We start from the raw sequence: 18,030 nt of genomic DNA, 5'->3' as shown, positions 1-18,030 counted from the left end.
GATCGTTCTTCCGGGGGTCAAAGGCTTTGTGGAGATTGCAAGGCCCGGTGGATCGCGGTCAACAACTGACCGCCCAGGTGGCCGTCGCTTGCGCGGTGATCGGCCGCCAGGCTGGCGCTGACCAGCAGGCGGGGCTGCACTTGCCCGCCCACCACCCAGGGTTTGGACAGCACGCGCCCGAAACCGACGATGGCCACCTGCGGCGGGTAAATGACACCCCACACGCTTTCGGCACCTCGGTCACCCAGGCTGGAGATGGTGATGGTCGGGTCGGTGAGCTCAGAGCTGCGCAGCCCGCCGGCCCGCGCGCGCTGCACCAGATCGCGCAGCGCAACCATGAGCTCAGGCAGGGTTTTTCGATCCGCGTGGTGAATGGCCGGCGCCACCAGACCACCACCGCGCAGCGCGATCGCCCAGCCCACGTGGATGCCCTCGCCGGGCCGAAACTGCCCGTTCTCAAAGAAACCGTTGAGCTGGGGCACCTCGCGCAAAGCCAGCGCCGTGGCCTTGAGCAGCAGCACCGCGCTGAGCAGCCGGTCCTGCGGCAGGCGGTCGCGGTTCCAGCCGTCGAGCCAGGTCTGCGCCTCGGCGAAGTCCAGGGTTTCGGCCAGGTAGTAGTGCGGAATCTCGCGCTTGGACCGGCCCATCGCCGCCGCGATCGCCTGTCGCATCTGGGCAGCGTCGAAGCCACTGGGCTTCAGCCGCGGCGGGGCCGCGGGCTGCGGCGCGGACGCAGCACGTTCCACATCAGCCAGCGTGACCGCACCATCGGTACCGGTGCCGCGCAAAGCGTCCGGCTGCAGGCCCAGCGCCTGCGCACGGCGGCGCGCGGCGGGGCTGACCAGCGCGCGCCGTGGCGCGGCCAAGGGCCCGGCCTGCATGGTGAGCGCCGGAGCTGCAACGGCCGGTGGTGACACCGGCGCTACCATTTCAGTTGGCGCGACCGGTGCGACCGCAGCCGCACCGGCTTCACCGGCCACCGCCACCCGCGCCAGCACCGCACCCACCGGCAGGCTCACGCCCAGCGGCGCCAGGTCGCCGATCACCCCGTCCAGGAAACACTCCACATCAATAGCGCCCTTGTGCGTCTCGACCACCGCCACCACATCGCCCGGCTTCACGCGCGCACCGGGGGGCACCAGCCACTGCACCACGGTGCCGGTTTCCATGTCGGCACCCAGTGCGGGCATCAGAAAGTCGGCCACGTGCCCTACCCCACTTTCACCAGGCTGCGCGCCGCGGCGACGATGTCGGCCACCTGCGGCAGGCTGGCGGCTTCCATGTGTTCGGCGTAAGGCACCGGCACCTCGCGGGCGCACACGCGGCGCACCGGCGCGTCCAGTTCGTAGAGCGCGTCTTCAGCGATCCGGGCGGCAATTTCGGCCGAAATGGAACCGCTCTTCCAGCCCTCGTCCACGACCACGCAGCGGTGCGTGCGGCCGACGGATTCGAGAACGGTGGCCATATCCAGCGGGCGCAGCACCCGCAAGTCGATCACCTCGGCATCGATGCCTTTGGTTGCCAGGCTGGCCGCCGCCGCCAGGCATTTAGGCAGGCTGTTGCCGTAGGTCACCAGGCTCACATCCTTGCCCGCGCGTCGCACGCACGCGTGTTCAATGTCCACCGACGTGACGGCCGGGTCCAGTTCGCCCTCGGCGTTGTAGAGCACGATGTGTTCAAAGATCAGCACCGGGTTGGGGTCGGCCATCGCCGCGGCCAGCATGTGGCGTGCGTCTTGCACCGTGGCGGGCACCAGCACCTTGAGCCCGGGGATGTGGGCGTACCAGCCCTCCAGGCTGTGCGAATGCTGCGCCGCCAGCTGCCGCCCGGCGCCGGTGGCCATGCGGATCACCAGCGGCACCGCAAGCTGCCCGCCCGACATGTGCGCCAGCGTGGCGGCGTTGTTCATGATCTGGTCCAGCGCCAGCAGGCTGAAATTGCAGGTCATGATCTCGACGATGGGCCGCAGCCCGGCCAGCGCAGCGCCCACGCCGGCGCCCACAAAGCCCACTTCGGCCAGCGGTGTGTCCACGATGCGTTCGGGGCCAAATTCCTCCAGCAAGCCCTTGGTCACGGCGTAACAGCCGCCGTATTTGCCCACGTCCTCACCCATCACAAAGCAGCGCGGGTCGGCCAGCAGCGCGTCGCGAATCGCCTGCTTACAAGCTTCGCGGTAGGTCATGCGGATCGGTGGGCTGCTCATGGTGTCGTCTCCTGCACCACCGAATCCATGAGCACGAAGCGCTCCAGCTGGTCCACCGGCTCCAGCGTACCGGCCTCGGCAAAGGCCACCGCAGCGTGAATCTCGGCCTGGACCTCGGCATCCATCGCCCCAGACGCGTCGGCGCTGAGCAGGTGGTTGTCGGTCATCCAGTCGCGCAGGCGGGTGATGGGGTCGCGTTGTTTCCAGTCGTCCACCTCCTCGCGGGTGCGGTAGGCCTGGGTGTCGAACATCGAGTGCGCGCGGAAGCGGTAGGTGCGGCATTCCAGAAAATACGGGCCCAGGCCGGCGCGCACATGCTCAACGGCACGGTGAGCGGCCGCGGCCATCTGCACCGGGTCCATCGCATCCACCTGGGCTGCGGCCATGCGGTAGGCGTCGGCTTTGCGGTAGATGTCGGTTTGCGACTCCGAATCGGCCAGCGGCACGCCCATGGCGTAGCGGTTGTTTTCGCACACGAACAGGACCGGCAGTTTCCAGATGGCCGCCAGGTTCATGCTCTCGTGGAAGGCGCCTTCGGCCACCGCGCCTTCACCAAAAAAACAGGCCGTCACCGCGCCGGGGCGCAGCCGCTGGTCGGCCATGGCAATGCCCACGGCCAGCGGCAGACCACCGCCCACAATGGCGTTGCCGCCGTAAAAACGGTGCTCGCGGCTGAACAGGTGCATGGAGCCACCGCGTCCGCGGCAACAGCCTTCCACCTTGCCCAGCATCTCGGCCAAGAGCGGCGCCATGGGCACACCGCGCGCCAACGCATGGCCGTGCTCGCGGTAGGTGGCCAGCACCGCGTCGCGTGGCTCCAGCGCGTCCATCACGCCGACCGCGATCGACTCTTCGCCGTCGTACAGGTGCAGGAAGCCGCGTATCTGTTGCGCCTGGTAGAGCTCGACGCACTTGGCCTCAAAGCGGCGGATGCGCAGCATCGCGCGGAGCAGGTGGTGCAGGTGCGCACGGTCAAGGTGGAGCTTGTCGGTCATGGCGTGGCCTCAGTCATCAGCGGGCTTGCCGCCGGGCCGCCCCCAGGCAGGACCAGCCCCCCAGGGGGGCAGCGACCCGCGGAGCGGCGGAGCGTGGGGACTCTCATTTTTCGTCGCTTTCCAGCGTAGACAAATCGCCCTCGGGCAAGCCCAGCTCACGCGCCTTGAGCAGGCGGCGCATGATCTTGCCGCTGCGGGTTTTGGGCAAGTTGTCGCGAAAGTCGATCTGTTTGGGCGCCACTGCGGCGCCCAGCCGCTTGCGCGCATGGCCCAGCAGCTCGCGGCGCAGGGGCTCACCGGCTTCATAGCCCGGCTTGAGCGCCACAAAGGCCTTCACCACCTCGCCGGCCATCGGGTCGGGCAGGCCAATGACGCCCGCCTCGGCCACCGCCGGGTGTTCCATCAGCGCGCTTTCCACTTCAAACGGCCCGATCAGGTGCCCGGACGACTTGATCACGTCGTCGGCCCGGCCCACAAACCAGTAATAACCGTCGGCGTCGCGGTACGCCAGGTCCCCGGTGAGGTACCAGCCATCCACAAAACACTGGCGGTAGCGCTCGTCCTCGTGCAGGTAGCCGCGCATCATGGACGGCCAGGGCGTCTTGAGCGCCAGCTCGCCGTCCACATCAGGTTCTTCAATGGGCTCCAAGTGACCGCCCTCCAGACGGCGCACCACCGCGGCGGTGATGCCGGGCAAGGGCTTGCCCATGGAGCCGGGCTTGATGTCCATGGCCGCGTAGTTCGACACCATGATGCCGCCGGTTTCGGTCTGCCACCAGTTGTCGTGAAACGGCAGGCCAAACGCCTCCTGGCCCCAGACCACGGCCTCGGGGTTGAGTGGTTCGCCCACGCTGGCCATGAAGCGCAGCGCCGACAGGTCAAACCCCTTCAAGGCCTCGGCACCCAGCTTCATCATCATGCGGATGGCCGTGGGCGCGGTGTACCAGACGGTGACGCGCTCACTCTGCAACACGCCGTACCAGGTCTGGGCGTCGAACTCGGCTTCCACCACCACGTTGGTCACGCCACACACCAGCGGCGCCAAAATGCCGTAGCTCGTTCCCGTGACCCAGCCCGGGTCGGCGGTGCACCAGAACACATCGTCGTCGTGCAGGTCCAGCGCATAGCGCCCTGTGACCGCGTGCGCCAGCACCGCCGCGTGAGCGTGTTCCACCCCCTTGGGCCGCCCGGTGGTGCCGCTGGTGAAATGCAGCAAGGCGGTGGACTCGGGGTCGGTGGGCGCGATGGTGTAGCGGGTGGAGGCCGACGCCACCAGCGCGCCCCAGGGGTGCACACCCGGCTCATCGGCCGGCACCGCTCCCACCACCACCACATGCCGCAGGCCGGGCAGGCGCTCGCGCAGGTCGCGCACCTTGCGCTGGTACAGCTCGGGCGTGGTCACCAGCACCCGCGCGTCGCCCATGTGAGCGCGGGTGGCAATGGGCTCCGGGCCAAAAGCCGAAAACAGCGGCGAGACCACGCAGCGTGCCTTGAGCGCACCCAGCACCGCCACATACAGCTCAGGCAAGCGGCCCATGAGCACAAACACCCGCTCGCCGGGTTTCACACCCAGGCCTTCCAGCGCGTTGGCAAACTGGTTGCTGGCGCGGGCCAGCTCGGTGTAGTTCAGCGACAGGCGCTCGCCGTTTTTTCCCAGCCAGCGAATGGCTGTTTTGTGGCCTCGACCGTGCATCACATGCCGGTCCACCGCTTCGTAGGCCATGTTCAGCCCGGCCCCATCGGGCAGCCCGCCCAGCAGGGCAGCCGCTTGCACCCAGCTGAACTGCGCCACCGTGGCGTCATAGTCCAGCATGTGGGGTGGCGGGTGGCTTGGCGCGGCTTTTTGAATGCGGGTGTATTCCATGGTCTGGGGCCGTGTCGGATGTTCAGATGGATAGAGCCGGTGAGTGGCCTGATGCGCTCATTCGCGTTCTGCGGGCGCAGCGCCTGGCGCCTGCGCGGTAGCTGCGCCCTTGTCCAGCAGCCGCCCCAGCAGGTCCATGGGCAGCGGAAACACGATGGTCGAAGCGCGGTCGCCGGCCACCTGCGTCATGGTCTGCAGGTAGCGCAGCTGCATGGCCTCGGGCTGGCGGGCCAGCATCTGGGCCGCTTCCAACAACGACACCGCCGCCTGTTTTTCGCCCTCGGCGTGGATCACTTTGGCGCGCCGTTCACGCTCGGCCTCGGCCTGGCGGGCAATAGCGCGCACCATCGACTCATTCAAGTCGATGTGCTTGATCTCCACGTTGGTCACCTTGATGCCCCAGGCATCGGTCTGGGCGTCCAGAATCTGCTGCACGTCCAGGTTGAGCCGCTCGCGCTCGGACAGCATTTCGTCCAGCTCGTGCTTGCCCAGCACCACCCGCAAGGTGGTCTGGGCCAGCTGGCTAGTGGCCTGCAGGTAGTCCTCCACCTGAATGATGGCCTTGGCCGGGTCCATCACGCGAAAGAACACCACCGCGTTGACCTTGACCGACACGTTGTCGCGCGAAATCACGTCTTGCGGCTCCACGTCCATGGTCACCACCCGCAGGTCCACCCGCACCATTTGCTGCAGCCCGGGAATGACGATCACCAGCCCCGGCCCCTTGACCTTCCAGAACCGGCCCAGCTGAAACACCACGCCGCGCTGGTATTCGCGCAGCACGCGAAACGACGAGGCCAGCAGCGCGATGGCCAGCGGCAGCAAAAACACGCCCAGGCCGAGATTGAGATCAAAGAACATCACAAGGTCTCCTTCATCGTTTGTTGATCGGCATCGCCCTTGCGCCCCACAGGTTGCACGTCCAGCACCAGACCCTTGAGCGCCAGCACACGCACCCGCTGGCCGGTGTGCAGGCGCGCGTCAGACCGCACCTGCCAGCGCTCCCCATGCACCCTTGCCCAGGCCTGCCCATGCGCCACCTCCAGCACCTCGCCCTGGGCGCCCACCAAGTCCTCGGCACCGCTCACCACCGGCGCACGCCGCGCACGCAGCGCCATGCCACCGCCCAGCAGCACGGCAGCCGCCGCACTGAGCGCCACACCAAAAATGAGCGGCAAGGGCACCCCCATGCCGGGCACATCGCGGTCAAACAGCAGCAGGCCGCCAGCCACAAAAGCCACCACACCGCCCACGCCCAGCACACCAAAAGCTGGGGTGAGCAACTCGGCGGCCAGCAGCGCAAAGCCCAACACAATCAGCGCCAGCGCGGCGTAATTCACCGGCAGCAGTTGCAACGCAAACAGCGCCAGCAGCAAACAAATGGCGCCCACGGTGCCGGGCACGCCAAAGCCGGGGGACGAAAATTCGAACATCAGGCCGTACACCCCCACCATCAGCAAGATCAGCGCAAAACTCGGGTTGGCGATGACGCTGAGCAAGCGGTGGCGCCCGTCGGGCGGTTGCACCTCAAACGCCAGGCCGTGCGTGCCCAGGCGCAGTTCACCCTGGGCGGTGCGCACCGTGCGGCCATCAATTTGCGCCAGCAGGTCGGGCACGTCGCGGGCCACCACGTCCACCACCCGCTCGCTCAAAGCCTCGGCTGCTGTGAGGCTCACGGCCTCGCGCACCGCACGCTCTGCCCACACCGCATTGCGGCCGTGGCGCTCGGCCAGCCCGCGAATGAAGGCCGCTGCGTCGTTCACCTGCTTGGCCGCCATGGCGTTCACCGGGGCTGCGGGCGGCGTGGTGGGCTCACCGCTGGGCGCAGAGCTGGGTGCACCTTGGGGTGGCTGCGGCAGCCCGGGCAAGCCCATGGCCACCGGCGTGGCGGCGCCCAGCGTGGTGGCCGGTGCCATGGCCGCAATGTGACTGGCATACAGCAGGTAAGTGCCTGCGCTGGCCGCGCGCGCGCCCGACGGGCTGACATACGTGGCCACCGGCACGGGCGAGGCCAAAATCGCCTGCACGAGCTGGCGCATGGCCGTGTCCAGACCGCCCGGCGTGTCCAGCTCCAGCACCACCAGCGGGGCGCCTTGCCGGTGTGCGCGCTGCAGGCCGCGCAACACATAGTCGGCGCTGGCAGGGCCAATGGCATCGTGCACGGTGAGCACCACCACCGGTGCCGCAGGGCCAGTCGCTGGGGCAGCACGCGCACCCCAGCCCACCACCAGCAGACCCACCGCGAGCAGCCAGGCGGCCCAATAAGCGGACCACAACGCGCCGCCTGCAGCGCCATTGCGCGCCCGCTCCGGGAGCGCAACGGGCCCGAAGCCGGTCAGCCCATCAACCCCACCAAGCCCGCCACGGTTCCACGGCATCGCACCCTCCAGCTGGGAAGCGCACCACACCAGCCTGCGGGCTGGCACCTGCGCCACCTTGAACGGGCATGTTGGCCGGGTGCGGTGGGATCGGGCTTGAGTGGGCTCAAGCGAAAGCGCTAAATGCACAAGCGCAGACACGAAAAAAAAGCGGCGGGCCGTGAAGCCCGCCGCTGCAAGGGTTGCCTGCTTAGGCGCTCAAGCGCTCAGGCGCTCAAGCGGTCAGCGCCGGGTAGTCGGTGTAGCCGGCTGCACCGCCGCCGTAAAAGGTGGCGCGGTCGGGCGTGTTGAACGGGCCACCCTGACGCAAGCGGGCCACCAGGTCCGGGTTGGCAATGAAGGGTTTGCCAAAGGCCACCAGGTCGGCGCCGTCGGCCAGGGCTTGCTGGGCCAGGGCCAGGTCGTAGCCGTTGTTCACCATCCAGGCGCCCTGCCCGCCCGCGCTGCGGTAGGTTGCGCGCAAGGCCGCGTAGTCAAAGGGGCGGTCTGCCAACTCACGCGGGCCGCCCGTGGCGCCTTCAATCAGGTGCAAATACGCCAGGCCCAAAGGAGCCAACTGGCGCACCACATGGTCAAACAGCGGCTGCGGATCGGCATCCACCACGTCGTTGGCGGGTGTCACCGGCGACAGGCGGATGCCGGTGCGGCCACCGCCAATGGCACCCGCCACGGCCTGCACCACTTCCAGCAACAGGCGTGCTCGGTTTTCAACGCTGCCGCCATAGGCGTCGGTGCGCTGGTTGCTGCCGGTCTTCAAAAACTGGTCCAGCAAATAGCCGTTGGCGGCGTGTATTTCGACGCCGTCAAACCCGGCTTCGATGGCGGCCAGCGCAGCGCGGCGGTAGTCGTCCACGATGCCGGGCAGCTCGTCCAGCGCCAGCGCGCGCGGCTCTGAGGTGTCCACAAAGGTGGGCACACCGTCCACGATGAGCACGGTTTTGGTGTTCGCGCGAATGGCCGAGGGCGCCACGGGCGCGCCCTGGAGGGGCTGCAAACTGGTGTGCGACACCCGGCCCACATGCCAGAGCTGCGTCACGATCTTGCCGCCTGCGGCGTGCACCGCGTCGGTCACCTGCCGCCAGCCGGCCACCTGCTCGGGCGCGTACAGACCCGGCACATCGGCATAGCCCTGGCCCTGGTGGCTGATGGGCGTGGCCTCGGTGATGAGCAAACCTGCCGTGGCGCGCTGGCTGTAGTAGGTGGCCATGAGCGGCGTGGGCACTGCACCCGGCGCGCGGTTGCGCGTGAGCGGCGCCATGACGATGCGGTTGGCCAGCTGCAGGCTGCCGGCGGTGATGGGGGAAAACAGGGAAGCGTCAGACATGCGTTGTACGGGAAGAACAGGAAGGCCGTGAGTATTGAACATCAGCGGCACTTGCGCAGTCACCCATGCAAAAGACACCCGAGCGCCCGCGAGCAATGCCAGCGCAAACCGCTACTGGTTGCCGCCAATGTGCATCTGGTAGGCCGCACCGTTGGAAAAGGTGCAGGTGCCCGCGCCTTGGTAAGGGGTGTTCATCTGGTATTCGCACGACATGAACAGACCTTGCGGGCTGAACGCGCTGGCCACACCACGGCGCTCTTCGTTGGACACGCGGGTCGCCTCGCCGGTCAAGACCTCCCCTTGGTAAGACACGTTGAACACGCCCTTGCCGGTCATCATGTTGGTGACGGAACCCGTGATCACGCCGGTGCGGGTGGCCACGTCGTTGGACGGGTACAAGCGCACCGGCAAGGTGGCTGGCGCCACGCGCCCAACGGCGGCGGGCGGTACCACGGTGCCCACCGGGGGCAAGGGGTAGTGCTGGTAGATCACGCCGCCGTCTGGCGTGCGCTCGGGCACCACATAACAACCCGTCAAAGCGGCGCTGGCCAGCAACGCAACACCCCAAACCGCGACATCTCGCATGGCAATCTCCTCAACCGTTGATAAAAACCCGCAGGCTTTCAATCTACGTGGGCGAGGGGCCGCGGCCATTGCGTCGCATCAACGGCCCGTGATACCGATGCCGTGGCGACGCGGAAAAGAAAAGGGGGTCAAACTTTGGGAAAACCCGGCAGAGCCCGAAGCGCAGCCGCCACCGCCGGCACGATGCTCACCGCATTGCTGGGGTGGGCAATGCAGTCGGTGCTCCAGATGGCGCCCACGCCAGCGTGGCGCACCAGCTGCTCGGCGCCGGGGGCAAACAGCGCGTGGGTCACCGCCACGTCCACCGACGCAGCGCCGGCTGCGCTCAGCAACTCAGCGGCGCGCGCCAGGGTGTGGCCGGAGCTGGCCACATCGTCGATCAGCACCACCGCGCGCCCGGCCACCGGCAAGGCGGGCAGCTCAATGTCCACCTGCCGGTCGCCATGGCGGGTTTTGCGGCACACGGCGTACGCCCAGCCGTGGCGCTGGGCGGCCACCGCCACCCATTGCAGGGCTTCTTCGTCGGGGCCGACCAGCACCACGTCGCCACGCTGGGCGGCAATGTGGTCGGCCAGCAGCGGCGCGCCGCTGAGCACCACCGCGTCGGGCACGGGCACGGCCTCTTCCAGGGTGGCCACGCGGTGCAGGTGCGGGTCGACGGTGATCACGGCGTCAAACAGCGTGGCCAGAAAAGCGCCCACCACCCGCTGGCTGATGGCCTCGCCGGGGTTGAACGCAATGTCTTGCCGCATGTACGCCAGGTAAGGCGCCACCAGCGTGAGGTGCCGGGCACCCAGCGTGCGCGCAGTTTGCGCCAGCAGCAGCAGCTCGACCAGCTTTTCGTTGGGCTGGTGCAGGCCGCGCCACACCACCACCCGCGCGGGCAGGCTGGCCGGCAGACGCAGGCGCACCTCGCCGTCGGGAAAGCGGTGGCGCACCACCACGGCCAGTGCCAGCCCGGTGGCGCTGGCGGCGGCTTGGGCGGGGGCTTGTTCGTCTTCAAAACACAGCAGGCAACCTGCGGTGTCGGCCAAGGTTTCGGTCATCAAAACTCCACAAAAACATGGGGCACCTGCTCGGCGCTGCCGATGCTGAAGCCGTGGGAACGGGCGCTGGCCTGGCGGGCAAATTCCAGGTCGGCGGGGTAGCTGGCGTACACGCGGTAGAGCACATCGCCCACGGCCACCGGCTCGCCCAGTTTGCGCATCAGGTCCACCCCGGCACCCTTCACCTTGGGCGCCCCAGCCAGGCGGGCAATTTGGGCCATTTGCAGGTTGTCGATGCCGGTCACCACGCCGGACTCAGCGGCCAACACGTCGAGCGTGAGCGCACCCAGCGCCGGGTGGTGGTGGTCAAAATCCCGCCCGCCCTGCGCGGCGATGATGGCGCGCATGTGCGCCAGCGCGCGGCCCGAGTCGAGGATGTCCCTGGCGATCTTGAAGCCATCGCCACCGCGCACGTCGGGGCTGCATTCGATGATACGCCCAGCCAGCCGCAGCGACTTTTGGCGCAGGTCGTCGGGCGCTTGCGGGTCGTTTTCCAGCACCTGCATCACGTCGCGCGCTTCCAGCACCGGGCCCACGCCCCGGCCTACGGGTTGGCGGCCATCGGTGATCACCACGTCCAGCGACAGGTGCATGCGCTGCGCCACGTATTCAAACAACCGGCGCAGGCGCTGCGCTTCGGGCATGGACCGCACCTTGGCGGTGGGGCCAATGGGAATGTCGAGCACCAAATGCGTGGCGCCCGCCGCGATTTTTTTCGACAGGATGGATGCGACCATTTGCCCCGGCGAGTCAATGGACAGCGGGCGCTCCACCGAGATCAGCACGTCGTCGGCGGGTGACAGGTCGGCCGTGCCGCCCCAGGCCAGGCAGCCCTTGTGCTCGCGCACAATTTCGGTGAGCTGGTCAAACGGCAGCTCCACATTGGCCAGCACCTCCATGGTGTCGGCGGTGCCGGCGGGCGAGGTGATGGCGCGCGACGAGGTTTTGGGAAACACCAGCCCGTAAGCCGCCACGATGGGCACCACCAGCATGGACGTGCGGTTGCCCGGGATGCCGCCAATGCAGTGCTTGTCCACCACCAGCGGTTCGCGCCAGTCCAGGCGGCGGCCACTGGCCACCATGGCTTCGGACAAAAAGTACACCTCTTCGCGGTCCAGCTCGCTGCGGTTGCTGGCCACCACAAAGGCGGTCAGCTCGATCTTGGAATAGCGCAGCTCGGCGATGTCGCGCACGATGGCGTGGAAGTCTTCGCGCGTGAGGCGCTCGCCGTTGATTTTGCGAAACAGCGCCGGAATGGACTCCGGCGGTTCGGCCTGCGACACCGAAGCGGGGTGTCCGTCGGCCACTTCGAGCCGGGCAAAGGCGTCTTCCGACACACCGAGCTCGTTGCAGCCGACGATGCTGGCGTCGTCCACCACATTGAGCGACGCCAAAATGCGCTTGCCGTTGGCCCGGATCTCCACCTTGGACAGGGCCTGAAAACCTTCAGCACGGTAAACCGCGCAGTCGCGGTGCAGGTAGGCCACGTTCTCGTGGTAGGTGTCGATGGCCACGCGTTTGAGCGTGAGGCTGGCTGGGGGGTCTTTGTGTGTCTCCATGCCGCCACGATACACCGGCTTGAACCGAGCAAAAACAGATCAGCCCACCACCAGCCGCATCACCGGCATCACCTGCTCGGACTCGGCCCGCCGCTCCAGCGCCAGGCGCATGTTCATTTGCGCCACCTCGGTGTGTTCGGCCGCCAGCGCCTGTGCGCGCGCGCCCTCGCCGCGCTTGAGCGCGTCAAACAGCATGTGGTGCTGCCGGTGGGCGTAGAGCATCCAGTCGCGGTCCAGCGCCACCGTGCCCTGCATCGGCAGCATGGCCGACGCCGGGGCAAACGGCAGCTTGTCGTTCAGCGCCACGGCGCGCTGCAAGGCGCGGTTGCCGCAGGCCTCCAGCAGCAGCGCGTGGAAGCGGTCGTTCATGAGGGCATAAGCGGCATAGCTTTCCATCGTCAGCGGGTGCTCGGCCAGCAGGCGGTCGCCCTCGTCCAGGCAGGCCTGCAGCTCGCCCTGCAACTGGCGCGGCACGCCGTGTTCGGCCACCAGGCGCGCGGCCATGCCTTCCAGGTGCCCACGCACGGCAATGGCGTCGGCCACCTCTTGCGCGGTGAACTGGCGCACCAGGTATTTGCCGGTGTCGTTGGCCTCCACCAGTCCCTCCTGCTCCAGCGTCACCAGGGCGCCGCGCACGGGTGTGCGCGAAGCCCCCAGTCGCTCGGCCAGTTGCTGCTCGGCCAGACGGTGCCCCGGCGCGAACTCACCGCTCAGGATCAGGTCGCGCAATTGCATCAATACGGTGTCTTGCAGGTTCATGGCACAAACTGTACACTGAAACCACAAAACGGTATACCGTTTAGCCATTTCACACCCAACCGCCGCCGGAGACGCCATGAAAGCCGAACACAACGAACGCATCACCCGGGTAGGCCCCGGCACACCCGGGGGCGCGCTGCTGCGCCACTACTGGCAACCGGTGGCCCTGCTCGACGAGTTTGACCCCGCGCTGGACCCGGCCATGGCGGTGCGCCCGGTGAAGGCGGTGCGCGTGCTGGGGCAAGACCTGGTGCTGTTTCGCAATGCCGAAGGCGGCTATGGCCTGCTCGACCGAGACTGCCCACACCGCGGCGCCGACCTGGCCTACGGCCGCAATGAGGGTGATGGCCTGCGCTGCCCGTTTCATGGCTGGAAATTTGACGTGAGCGGCCAGTGCACCGAGACACCGGGCGAGCCCGCGGGCAGCAAGCTCTGCAGCCGCATCCGCCAGCGCAGTTACCCGCTGCTGGAAAAAGCGGGCACCTTGTTTGCGTGGCTCGGCCCCGAGGGCAGCACGCCGCCGCCCTTCCCCGCGCTCGACTGCTTTGAAGCCCCGGCCAGCCACAGCTTTGCCTTCAAAGGCCTGTGGCACTGCAACTGGCTTCAGTCGCTGGAAGTGGGCATTGACCCGGCACACGCCTCGTACCTGCACCGCTTTTTCAACGACGGCTCGCTGGAAGACAGCTACGGCAAGCAGTTTCGCGGCGCCAGCGCGGGCGAGGTGGGCGGCGAGCGCTGGCCCATGACGCGGGTGATGCGCGAGTTTGGCCAACCCGAGATTTCGTTTGAGGCCATGCCCTACGGTCTGCGCCTGACCGCGCTGCGCAAAATGACCGACGCGCTGACCCATGTGCGCGTGACCAACGCGGTATTTCCGCAGACCTTTGTGATCCCGTTGTCCGAAACCATGACCATCACACAAATGCATGTGCCGGTGGACGACACGCACAACTACTGGTACGCCTTTTTCACCAGCTTCGACGGCCCGGTGGACAAAACCACCATGCGCAACCAGCGCCTGGCCACGGTGACGCTGCCCGACTACGTGCCCAAGTCGGGCCGCCACAACCACTGGGGTTTCAACGCCGAAGAACAGCACAACCGCACCTACCTGGGCATGGGCGAAGACGACATCAACGTGCACGACCAATGGGCCTGCGAAAGCATGGGCGCCATACAGGACCGCACCCGCGAGCACCTGGGCACCACCGACAAGGTGATCCTGGCCAACCGGCGCATGCTGCTGCAAGCCCTGGACACGGTGGAGCAAGGCGGCATACCGCCGGGCGTGGCCGATGCCGCCCAGCACGCCCACATCAGCGGGCCCGACACGGTGGATGGCATTGCCCCCGCGCAAGACTGGCAAGCCTGGTGGCAAGCTGCGGTGCAAGCCAAACGCGCAGCGGCCCCGTGGCGCAACCCGGCTGCACCCGCCGAAGCCCCGGCCAACGACACGGCGGGCGCGGCATGAGCCACTTTGCCCACCGCTGCGGCGTGCACAACGCCGCCCGCGAAGCCGCCTGCCTGCAAACTGCCCACCTGATCGAAGCCAGCGGCATCGAGCGCGTGCGCCTGGGCTGGTGCGACGCGCACGGCATGCTGCGCGGCAAAACACTCATGGCCCATGCCGCCATCAAGGCGCTGCGCGATGGCTCGGGCATGGTGGGCACCATGATGCTGAAAGACACCGCCGACCGCACTGCCTGGAAGGTGTTTGAGCCCGGAGGCACGGCCGACCTGCCTGGCTTTGCCGGCGCCGCCAACCTCATGCTGCTGCCCGACCCGACCAGCTTCACCCCCCTGCCCTGGCAAGCCCACACCGGCTGGCTGCGCTGCCAGCCCTGGTTTGCCGACGGCACGCCGGTGGCGCTGGACACGCGCCATGTGCTGCAGCAAGCGCTGGCGCGGCTGGCCCAGGCCGGCTACGGGCTCAAGACCGGGCTGGAGGTGGAATTTCACATCTACCGCATCACCGACACATCACCACAGCTCGACCCCGAACTGGCCGGCTGGCCCGGCCTGCCACCCACGGTGGAAATGATCCACCCCGGCTACAACCTGCAGGCCGAAGCCATGATCGACATGGCCGACGAGCCGCTGGGTATCGTCATGCGCACCGCGCAGGCGCTGGGCTTGCCACTGCAATCGCTGGAAATCGAGCTCGGCCCCAGCCAGGTGGAAGCGGTGTTTGACGCCACCGACGCACTGACCGCCGCCGACCAGATGGTGCTGTTTCGCAACGGCGTGCGCCAGGCGCTGCGCCGCGCCGGCTACCACGCCACCTTCATGTGCCGCCCCCCGTTTCCCCACATCATGTCCAGCGGCTGGCACCTGCATCAGTCGCTGGTGAGCCTGGCAGAAGGCCACAACGCCTGCATGCGCAACAGCCCCGCGCCCAGCACCACACCGCTGGACGCGCAGCACACCCTGTCGGACACCGCCAGCCACTGGCTCGCCGGCCTGCTGGCCCACGCCCGGGGCATGAGCGCACTCTGCACCCCCACCATCAACGGCTTCGCCCGCTTTCGGCCCAACGCGCTGGCACCGCAGTCGGTCATCTGGGGGCAAGACAACCGGGGCGCGATGCTGCGCGTGGTGGGTGGCGCGGGCGACCCCGCCACCCGCATTGAAAACCGCCTGGGCGAGCCCGCCGCCAACCCCTACCTGTACATGGCCTCGCAAATACACGCCGGGCTCGATGGCCTGGCGCAGCGCCTGCAACCGCCCCCCGCCTGCGAAACGCCCTACGCCGAAACCGGCGAGAAAATACCCACCTCGCTGGGCGAGGCGCTGGCCGCGCTGCAGGCAGACGAGGCGCTGCGCGCCAGCCTGGGCGAAGACTTCGTGCGCTATTTCTGCCGCATCAAGCAACACGAAATAGAGCGCCACGCCGACGCCAAAGACAAATCCGACTTCGAGCGCCGCGAATACTTTGCCCGCCTCTGAACCCGACACCTTCACCACGACCGACCATGATCCACATCCGCTTCATCTCTGCCGACCACACTGTGCAAGACCTCCAGGCTGCGCCCGGCCAAAGCCTCATGAAGGCCGCCACCGAAGCCAACATCCGCGGCATTGAAGGCGACTGCGGCGGCACCCTCACCTGCGCCACCTGCCATGTCATCGTCGACCCCGTGTGGGCCAAACAACTGCCGCCGCCCGTGGCCGACGAGACCGACATGCTAGACTTTGCCGCCAGCCCGGTGGAGCCTGACAGCCGTCTGAGCTGCCAGATCCAGCTCACCCCCGAGCTGGACGGCCTGGTGGTGCGCCTGCCAGCCGCGCAGCACTGAACGCAACGCACCCCAGCGGCACCGATAAGATCGTTCACCGACAACCGCCAAGGAAACCCCATGAGCTTCGTCTTCACGCCTCCCGCTGTTGTGTCCGTGCCGGTGCTCGGCACCGCCGAGCGCTTCCCGGTGCACCGCATTTACTGCGTGGGCCGCAACTACGAAGAACACGCCAAAGAAATGGGGTTCACCGGGCGCGAACCGCCGTTCTTTTTTCTCAAGCCGGCCGACACCCTCGTGGTGGCCGACGCGGGCCAGACCGCCACCATTCCCTACCCCAGCCTAACCAGCAACCTGCACCATGAAATCGAGCTGGTGGTGGCCATTGGCCAGGGCGGGCGCAACATCCGCGCCCAAGACGCCTCGCGCCACATTTACGGCTACGCCGTGGGCCTGGACATGACCCGCCGCGACCTGCAAAACGACATGAAAAAACAGGGCCGCCCCTGGTGCATCGGCAAGGCCTACGACCACTCGGCACCCATCGGCCCCATCACCCCTGCCGCGCAGGCTGGCGACATCCACCACGCCGCCATCTGGGTGCAGGTGAACGGACTCGACCGCCAGCGCAGCAACGTGGCCAAACTCATCTGGAGCGTGGCCGAAACCATTGAGCACCTGTCCCAAGCCTGGGAACTGCAGGCTGGCGATCTGATCTACACCGGCACGCCCGAGGGCGTTGGCGCTGTGGTGCAGGGCGACACCATGACCGGCGGTGTGGATGGCCTGACACCCATCAGCATCAAGGTGGCCTAAAACCACGGGTTTACCCTGTGAACCGGTTCTTTATAATTTCTTTTAGTGAAATTAATTTCACCTAGTTAAATTTCAATTGACTTCATCAGCCCAGGTTTTGCGGGTTTGACCTGTAGCCAACGACCGTCCAAAACCCGTACCCTTGCGTGGTCTTTTCCAAGCATTCTTTCCAGCCCGTCCTCCAGGAGAACATCCCCATGATCCAGCGCAGAACCCTGCTCCAATCCGGTGCCGCCGTGGCCCTCGGCGCCCCCGCCCTGGTGGGCTTTGCCCAGCAAAGCGTCACGCTCAAGTTCCACACCTTCATGTCGCCACAGTCCAATGTGTGGCTCAACATGCACAAGGCCTGGATGGACAAGGTCACCAAAGACTCGGGCGGCCGCATCAAGTTCGAAGGCTATCCCGCCATGCAGCTCGGTGGCTCACCGGTGCAGCTGTACGACCAGGCCAAAGACGGCGTGGTCGACATTGTCTGGACCTTGCCCGGCAACACACCAGGCCGCTTCCCGCGCATCGAAGCGTTCGAGCTGCCGTTCATGATGAACAACGCCGAAGCCACGTCCAAAGCCTTCTGGGAATACGTGCAAACCGTGGCCAAAGACGAGTTCCGCGAAGTGCAGCCGATTGCCCTGCAGGTGCACGGCCCCGGCATGTTCCACATGCGCAGCAAGCAGATCAAGACCGCTGAAGACCTGCGCGGCTCCAAGGTGCGCGGCCCCACCCGCCAGATCACCAAGATGCTGTCTTACCTGGGCGCCTCGCCCGTGGGCATGCCGCTGCCGCAAATTCCGGATGCGCTGTCCAAAGGCGTGATCGACGGTTGCGTGATTCCTTGGGAAGTGGTGCCGTCCGTCAAGGTGCACGAGCTGACCAAGTTCCACAGCGAGTTTGACCCCGCTGGCGGCGCCCTGTACACCACCACCTTCATCATGGCCATGAACAAGGCCAAGTACGCCTCGTTGCCGCCCGACCTGAAGGCCGTCATCGACAAAAATTCCGGCATGGAAACCTCGGCCTGGCTGGGCAAGGTCCAGCAGGGTGGCGACGTGCCAGGCCGCGAATCGGCCGTGAAGCAAGGCAACTCGATCTACACCATCCCGGCCGCCGAAGCGCAGGAATTCAAGCGCAAAGCCCGCCTGGTGGAAGTGGAATGGATGCAGGACATGGACAAGCGCGGCTTCAACGGCAAGCAACTGCTGGACACCGCCAAGGCGCTGATCGAAAAGCACGGCAAGACCACCGGCGCCAAAAAGGCCTGATCCCAA

At 67.0% G+C, this 18,030-nt stretch carries 16 protein-coding genes; 5 read left to right on the top strand and 11 right to left on the bottom strand.

Annotation, left to right across the window (positions count from 1 at the left end; genetic code table 11):
- Positions 1-17: 17 nt before the first annotated feature.
- From AC0GNR_RS00290 to AC0GNR_RS00240, 11 genes are all read right to left on the bottom strand, one after another.
- Positions 18-1,205 carry a dihydrolipoamide acetyltransferase family protein gene (locus AC0GNR_RS00290; protein ID WP_472899021.1) on the bottom strand — a complete coding sequence of 396 codons (1,188 nt, stop codon included), beginning with the start codon at positions 1,203-1,205 and terminating at the stop codon, positions 18-20.
- A 5-nt stretch (positions 1,206-1,210) separates the two neighbouring features.
- Positions 1,211-2,203 carry an alpha-ketoacid dehydrogenase subunit beta gene (locus AC0GNR_RS00285; protein WP_472899020.1) on the bottom strand — a complete coding sequence of 331 codons (993 nt, stop codon included), beginning with the start codon at positions 2,201-2,203 and terminating at the stop codon, positions 1,211-1,213.
- Complete coding sequence (pdhA, locus tag AC0GNR_RS00280) at positions 2,200-3,198, bottom strand: pyruvate dehydrogenase (acetyl-transferring) E1 component subunit alpha (RefSeq protein WP_472899019.1); 999 nt, start codon at positions 3,196-3,198, stop codon at positions 2,200-2,202. The genes AC0GNR_RS00285 and pdhA overlap by 4 nt, the downstream gene beginning before the upstream one ends.
- 103 nt (positions 3,199-3,301) lie before the next feature.
- Positions 3,302-5,062, bottom strand: coding sequence for an acetate--CoA ligase (gene acsA, locus AC0GNR_RS00275; RefSeq protein WP_472899018.1), 1,761 nt, complete (start codon positions 5,060-5,062; stop codon positions 3,302-3,304).
- 57 nt (positions 5,063-5,119) lie between these two features.
- Positions 5,120-5,923, bottom strand: a complete 804-nt coding sequence (locus AC0GNR_RS00270; protein ID WP_472899017.1) for a slipin family protein — start codon at positions 5,921-5,923, stop codon at positions 5,120-5,122.
- Complete coding sequence (locus AC0GNR_RS00265; protein ID WP_472899016.1) at positions 5,923-7,440, bottom strand: NfeD family protein; 1,518 nt, start codon at positions 7,438-7,440, stop codon at positions 5,923-5,925. The genes AC0GNR_RS00270 and AC0GNR_RS00265 overlap by 1 nt, the downstream gene beginning before the upstream one ends.
- 214 nt (positions 7,441-7,654) lie before the next feature.
- Entirely contained in the window at positions 7,655-8,764 is a 1,110-nt protein-coding gene (locus AC0GNR_RS00260) for an alkene reductase (protein ID WP_472899015.1), read from the bottom strand.
- Between the two features lie 111 nt (positions 8,765-8,875).
- The gene (locus AC0GNR_RS00255) at positions 8,876-9,349 is read right to left on the bottom strand and encodes a hypothetical protein (protein WP_472899014.1); all 474 of its coding nucleotides are present in this window, start codon (positions 9,347-9,349) and stop codon (positions 8,876-8,878) included.
- Between the two features lie 128 nt (positions 9,350-9,477).
- Positions 9,478-10,395: a ribose-phosphate diphosphokinase gene (locus AC0GNR_RS00250; RefSeq protein ID WP_472899013.1), complete on the bottom strand. Its 918-nt coding sequence runs from the start codon at positions 10,393-10,395 to the stop codon at positions 9,478-9,480.
- Positions 10,395-11,954: a thymidine phosphorylase family protein gene (locus AC0GNR_RS00245; protein ID WP_472899012.1), complete on the bottom strand. Its 1,560-nt coding sequence runs from the start codon at positions 11,952-11,954 to the stop codon at positions 10,395-10,397. The genes AC0GNR_RS00250 and AC0GNR_RS00245 overlap by 1 nt, the downstream gene beginning before the upstream one ends.
- A gap of 39 nt (positions 11,955-11,993) precedes the next feature.
- Complete coding sequence (locus AC0GNR_RS00240) at positions 11,994-12,713, bottom strand: GntR family transcriptional regulator (protein ID WP_472899011.1); 720 nt, start codon at positions 12,711-12,713, stop codon at positions 11,994-11,996.
- 76 nt (positions 12,714-12,789) lie between these two features.
- Here AC0GNR_RS00240 and AC0GNR_RS00235 point away from each other — a divergent pair, with 76 nt between their 5' ends.
- The 5 genes from AC0GNR_RS00235 (at position 12,790) to AC0GNR_RS00215 (ending at position 18,024) form a co-directional block, all read left to right on the top strand.
- A complete protein-coding gene (locus tag AC0GNR_RS00235) occupies positions 12,790-14,184 on the top strand; it encodes a Rieske 2Fe-2S domain-containing protein (protein ID WP_472899010.1) in 1,395 nt (464 codons plus the stop codon).
- Positions 14,181-15,659, top strand: a complete 1,479-nt coding sequence (locus tag AC0GNR_RS00230; protein WP_472899009.1) for a glutamine synthetase family protein — start codon at positions 14,181-14,183, stop codon at positions 15,657-15,659. The genes AC0GNR_RS00235 and AC0GNR_RS00230 overlap by 4 nt, the downstream gene beginning before the upstream one ends.
- A gap of 26 nt (positions 15,660-15,685) precedes the next feature.
- A complete protein-coding gene (locus tag AC0GNR_RS00225; RefSeq protein ID WP_472899008.1) occupies positions 15,686-16,009 on the top strand; it encodes a 2Fe-2S iron-sulfur cluster-binding protein in 324 nt (107 codons plus the stop codon).
- Positions 16,010-16,069: 60 nt separating this feature from the next.
- Complete coding sequence (locus AC0GNR_RS00220; RefSeq protein ID WP_472899007.1) at positions 16,070-16,765, top strand: fumarylacetoacetate hydrolase family protein; 696 nt, start codon at positions 16,070-16,072, stop codon at positions 16,763-16,765.
- A 197-nt stretch (positions 16,766-16,962) separates the two neighbouring features.
- Complete coding sequence (locus tag AC0GNR_RS00215; RefSeq protein ID WP_472899006.1) at positions 16,963-18,024, top strand: TRAP transporter substrate-binding protein; 1,062 nt, start codon at positions 16,963-16,965, stop codon at positions 18,022-18,024.
- Positions 18,025-18,030: the final 6 nt, after the last annotated feature.

The sequence above is a fragment of the Hydrogenophaga sp. LT287 genome, assembly GCF_055702805.1.
Note: the sequence above shows the minus strand (reverse complement) of the source record. Positions and strands in the feature narration are given on the sequence as shown.

Coding starts and splice junctions, on each gene's coding strand:
- AC0GNR_RS00285 (WP_472899020.1), bottom strand. CDS start 2,203: ATGAGCAGCCCACCGATCCGCATGACCTACCGCGAAGCTTGTAAGCAG.
- pdhA (WP_472899019.1), bottom strand. CDS start 3,198: ATGACCGACAAGCTCCACCTTGACCGTGCGCACCTGCACCACCTGCTC.
- acsA (WP_472899018.1), bottom strand. CDS start 5,062: ATGGAATACACCCGCATTCAAAAAGCCGCGCCAAGCCACCCGCCACCC.
- AC0GNR_RS00270 (WP_472899017.1), bottom strand. CDS start 5,923: ATGTTCTTTGATCTCAATCTCGGCCTGGGCGTGTTTTTGCTGCCGCTG.
- AC0GNR_RS00265 (WP_472899016.1), bottom strand. CDS start 7,440: ATGCCGTGGAACCGTGGCGGGCTTGGTGGGGTTGATGGGCTGACCGGC.
- AC0GNR_RS00260 (WP_472899015.1), bottom strand. CDS start 8,764: ATGTCTGACGCTTCCCTGTTTTCCCCCATCACCGCCGGCAGCCTGCAG.
- AC0GNR_RS00255 (WP_472899014.1), bottom strand. CDS start 9,349: ATGCGAGATGTCGCGGTTTGGGGTGTTGCGTTGCTGGCCAGCGCCGCT.
- AC0GNR_RS00250 (WP_472899013.1), bottom strand. CDS start 10,395: ATGACCGAAACCTTGGCCGACACCGCAGGTTGCCTGCTGTGTTTTGAA.
- AC0GNR_RS00245 (WP_472899012.1), bottom strand. CDS start 11,954: ATGGAGACACACAAAGACCCCCCAGCCAGCCTCACGCTCAAACGCGTG.
- AC0GNR_RS00240 (WP_472899011.1), bottom strand. CDS start 12,713: ATGAACCTGCAAGACACCGTATTGATGCAATTGCGCGACCTGATCCTG.
- AC0GNR_RS00235 (WP_472899010.1), top strand. CDS start 12,790: ATGAAAGCCGAACACAACGAACGCATCACCCGGGTAGGCCCCGGCACA.
- AC0GNR_RS00230 (WP_472899009.1), top strand. CDS start 14,181: ATGAGCCACTTTGCCCACCGCTGCGGCGTGCACAACGCCGCCCGCGAA.
- AC0GNR_RS00225 (WP_472899008.1), top strand. CDS start 15,686: ATGATCCACATCCGCTTCATCTCTGCCGACCACACTGTGCAAGACCTC.
- AC0GNR_RS00220 (WP_472899007.1), top strand. CDS start 16,070: ATGAGCTTCGTCTTCACGCCTCCCGCTGTTGTGTCCGTGCCGGTGCTC.
- AC0GNR_RS00215 (WP_472899006.1), top strand. CDS start 16,963: ATGATCCAGCGCAGAACCCTGCTCCAATCCGGTGCCGCCGTGGCCCTC.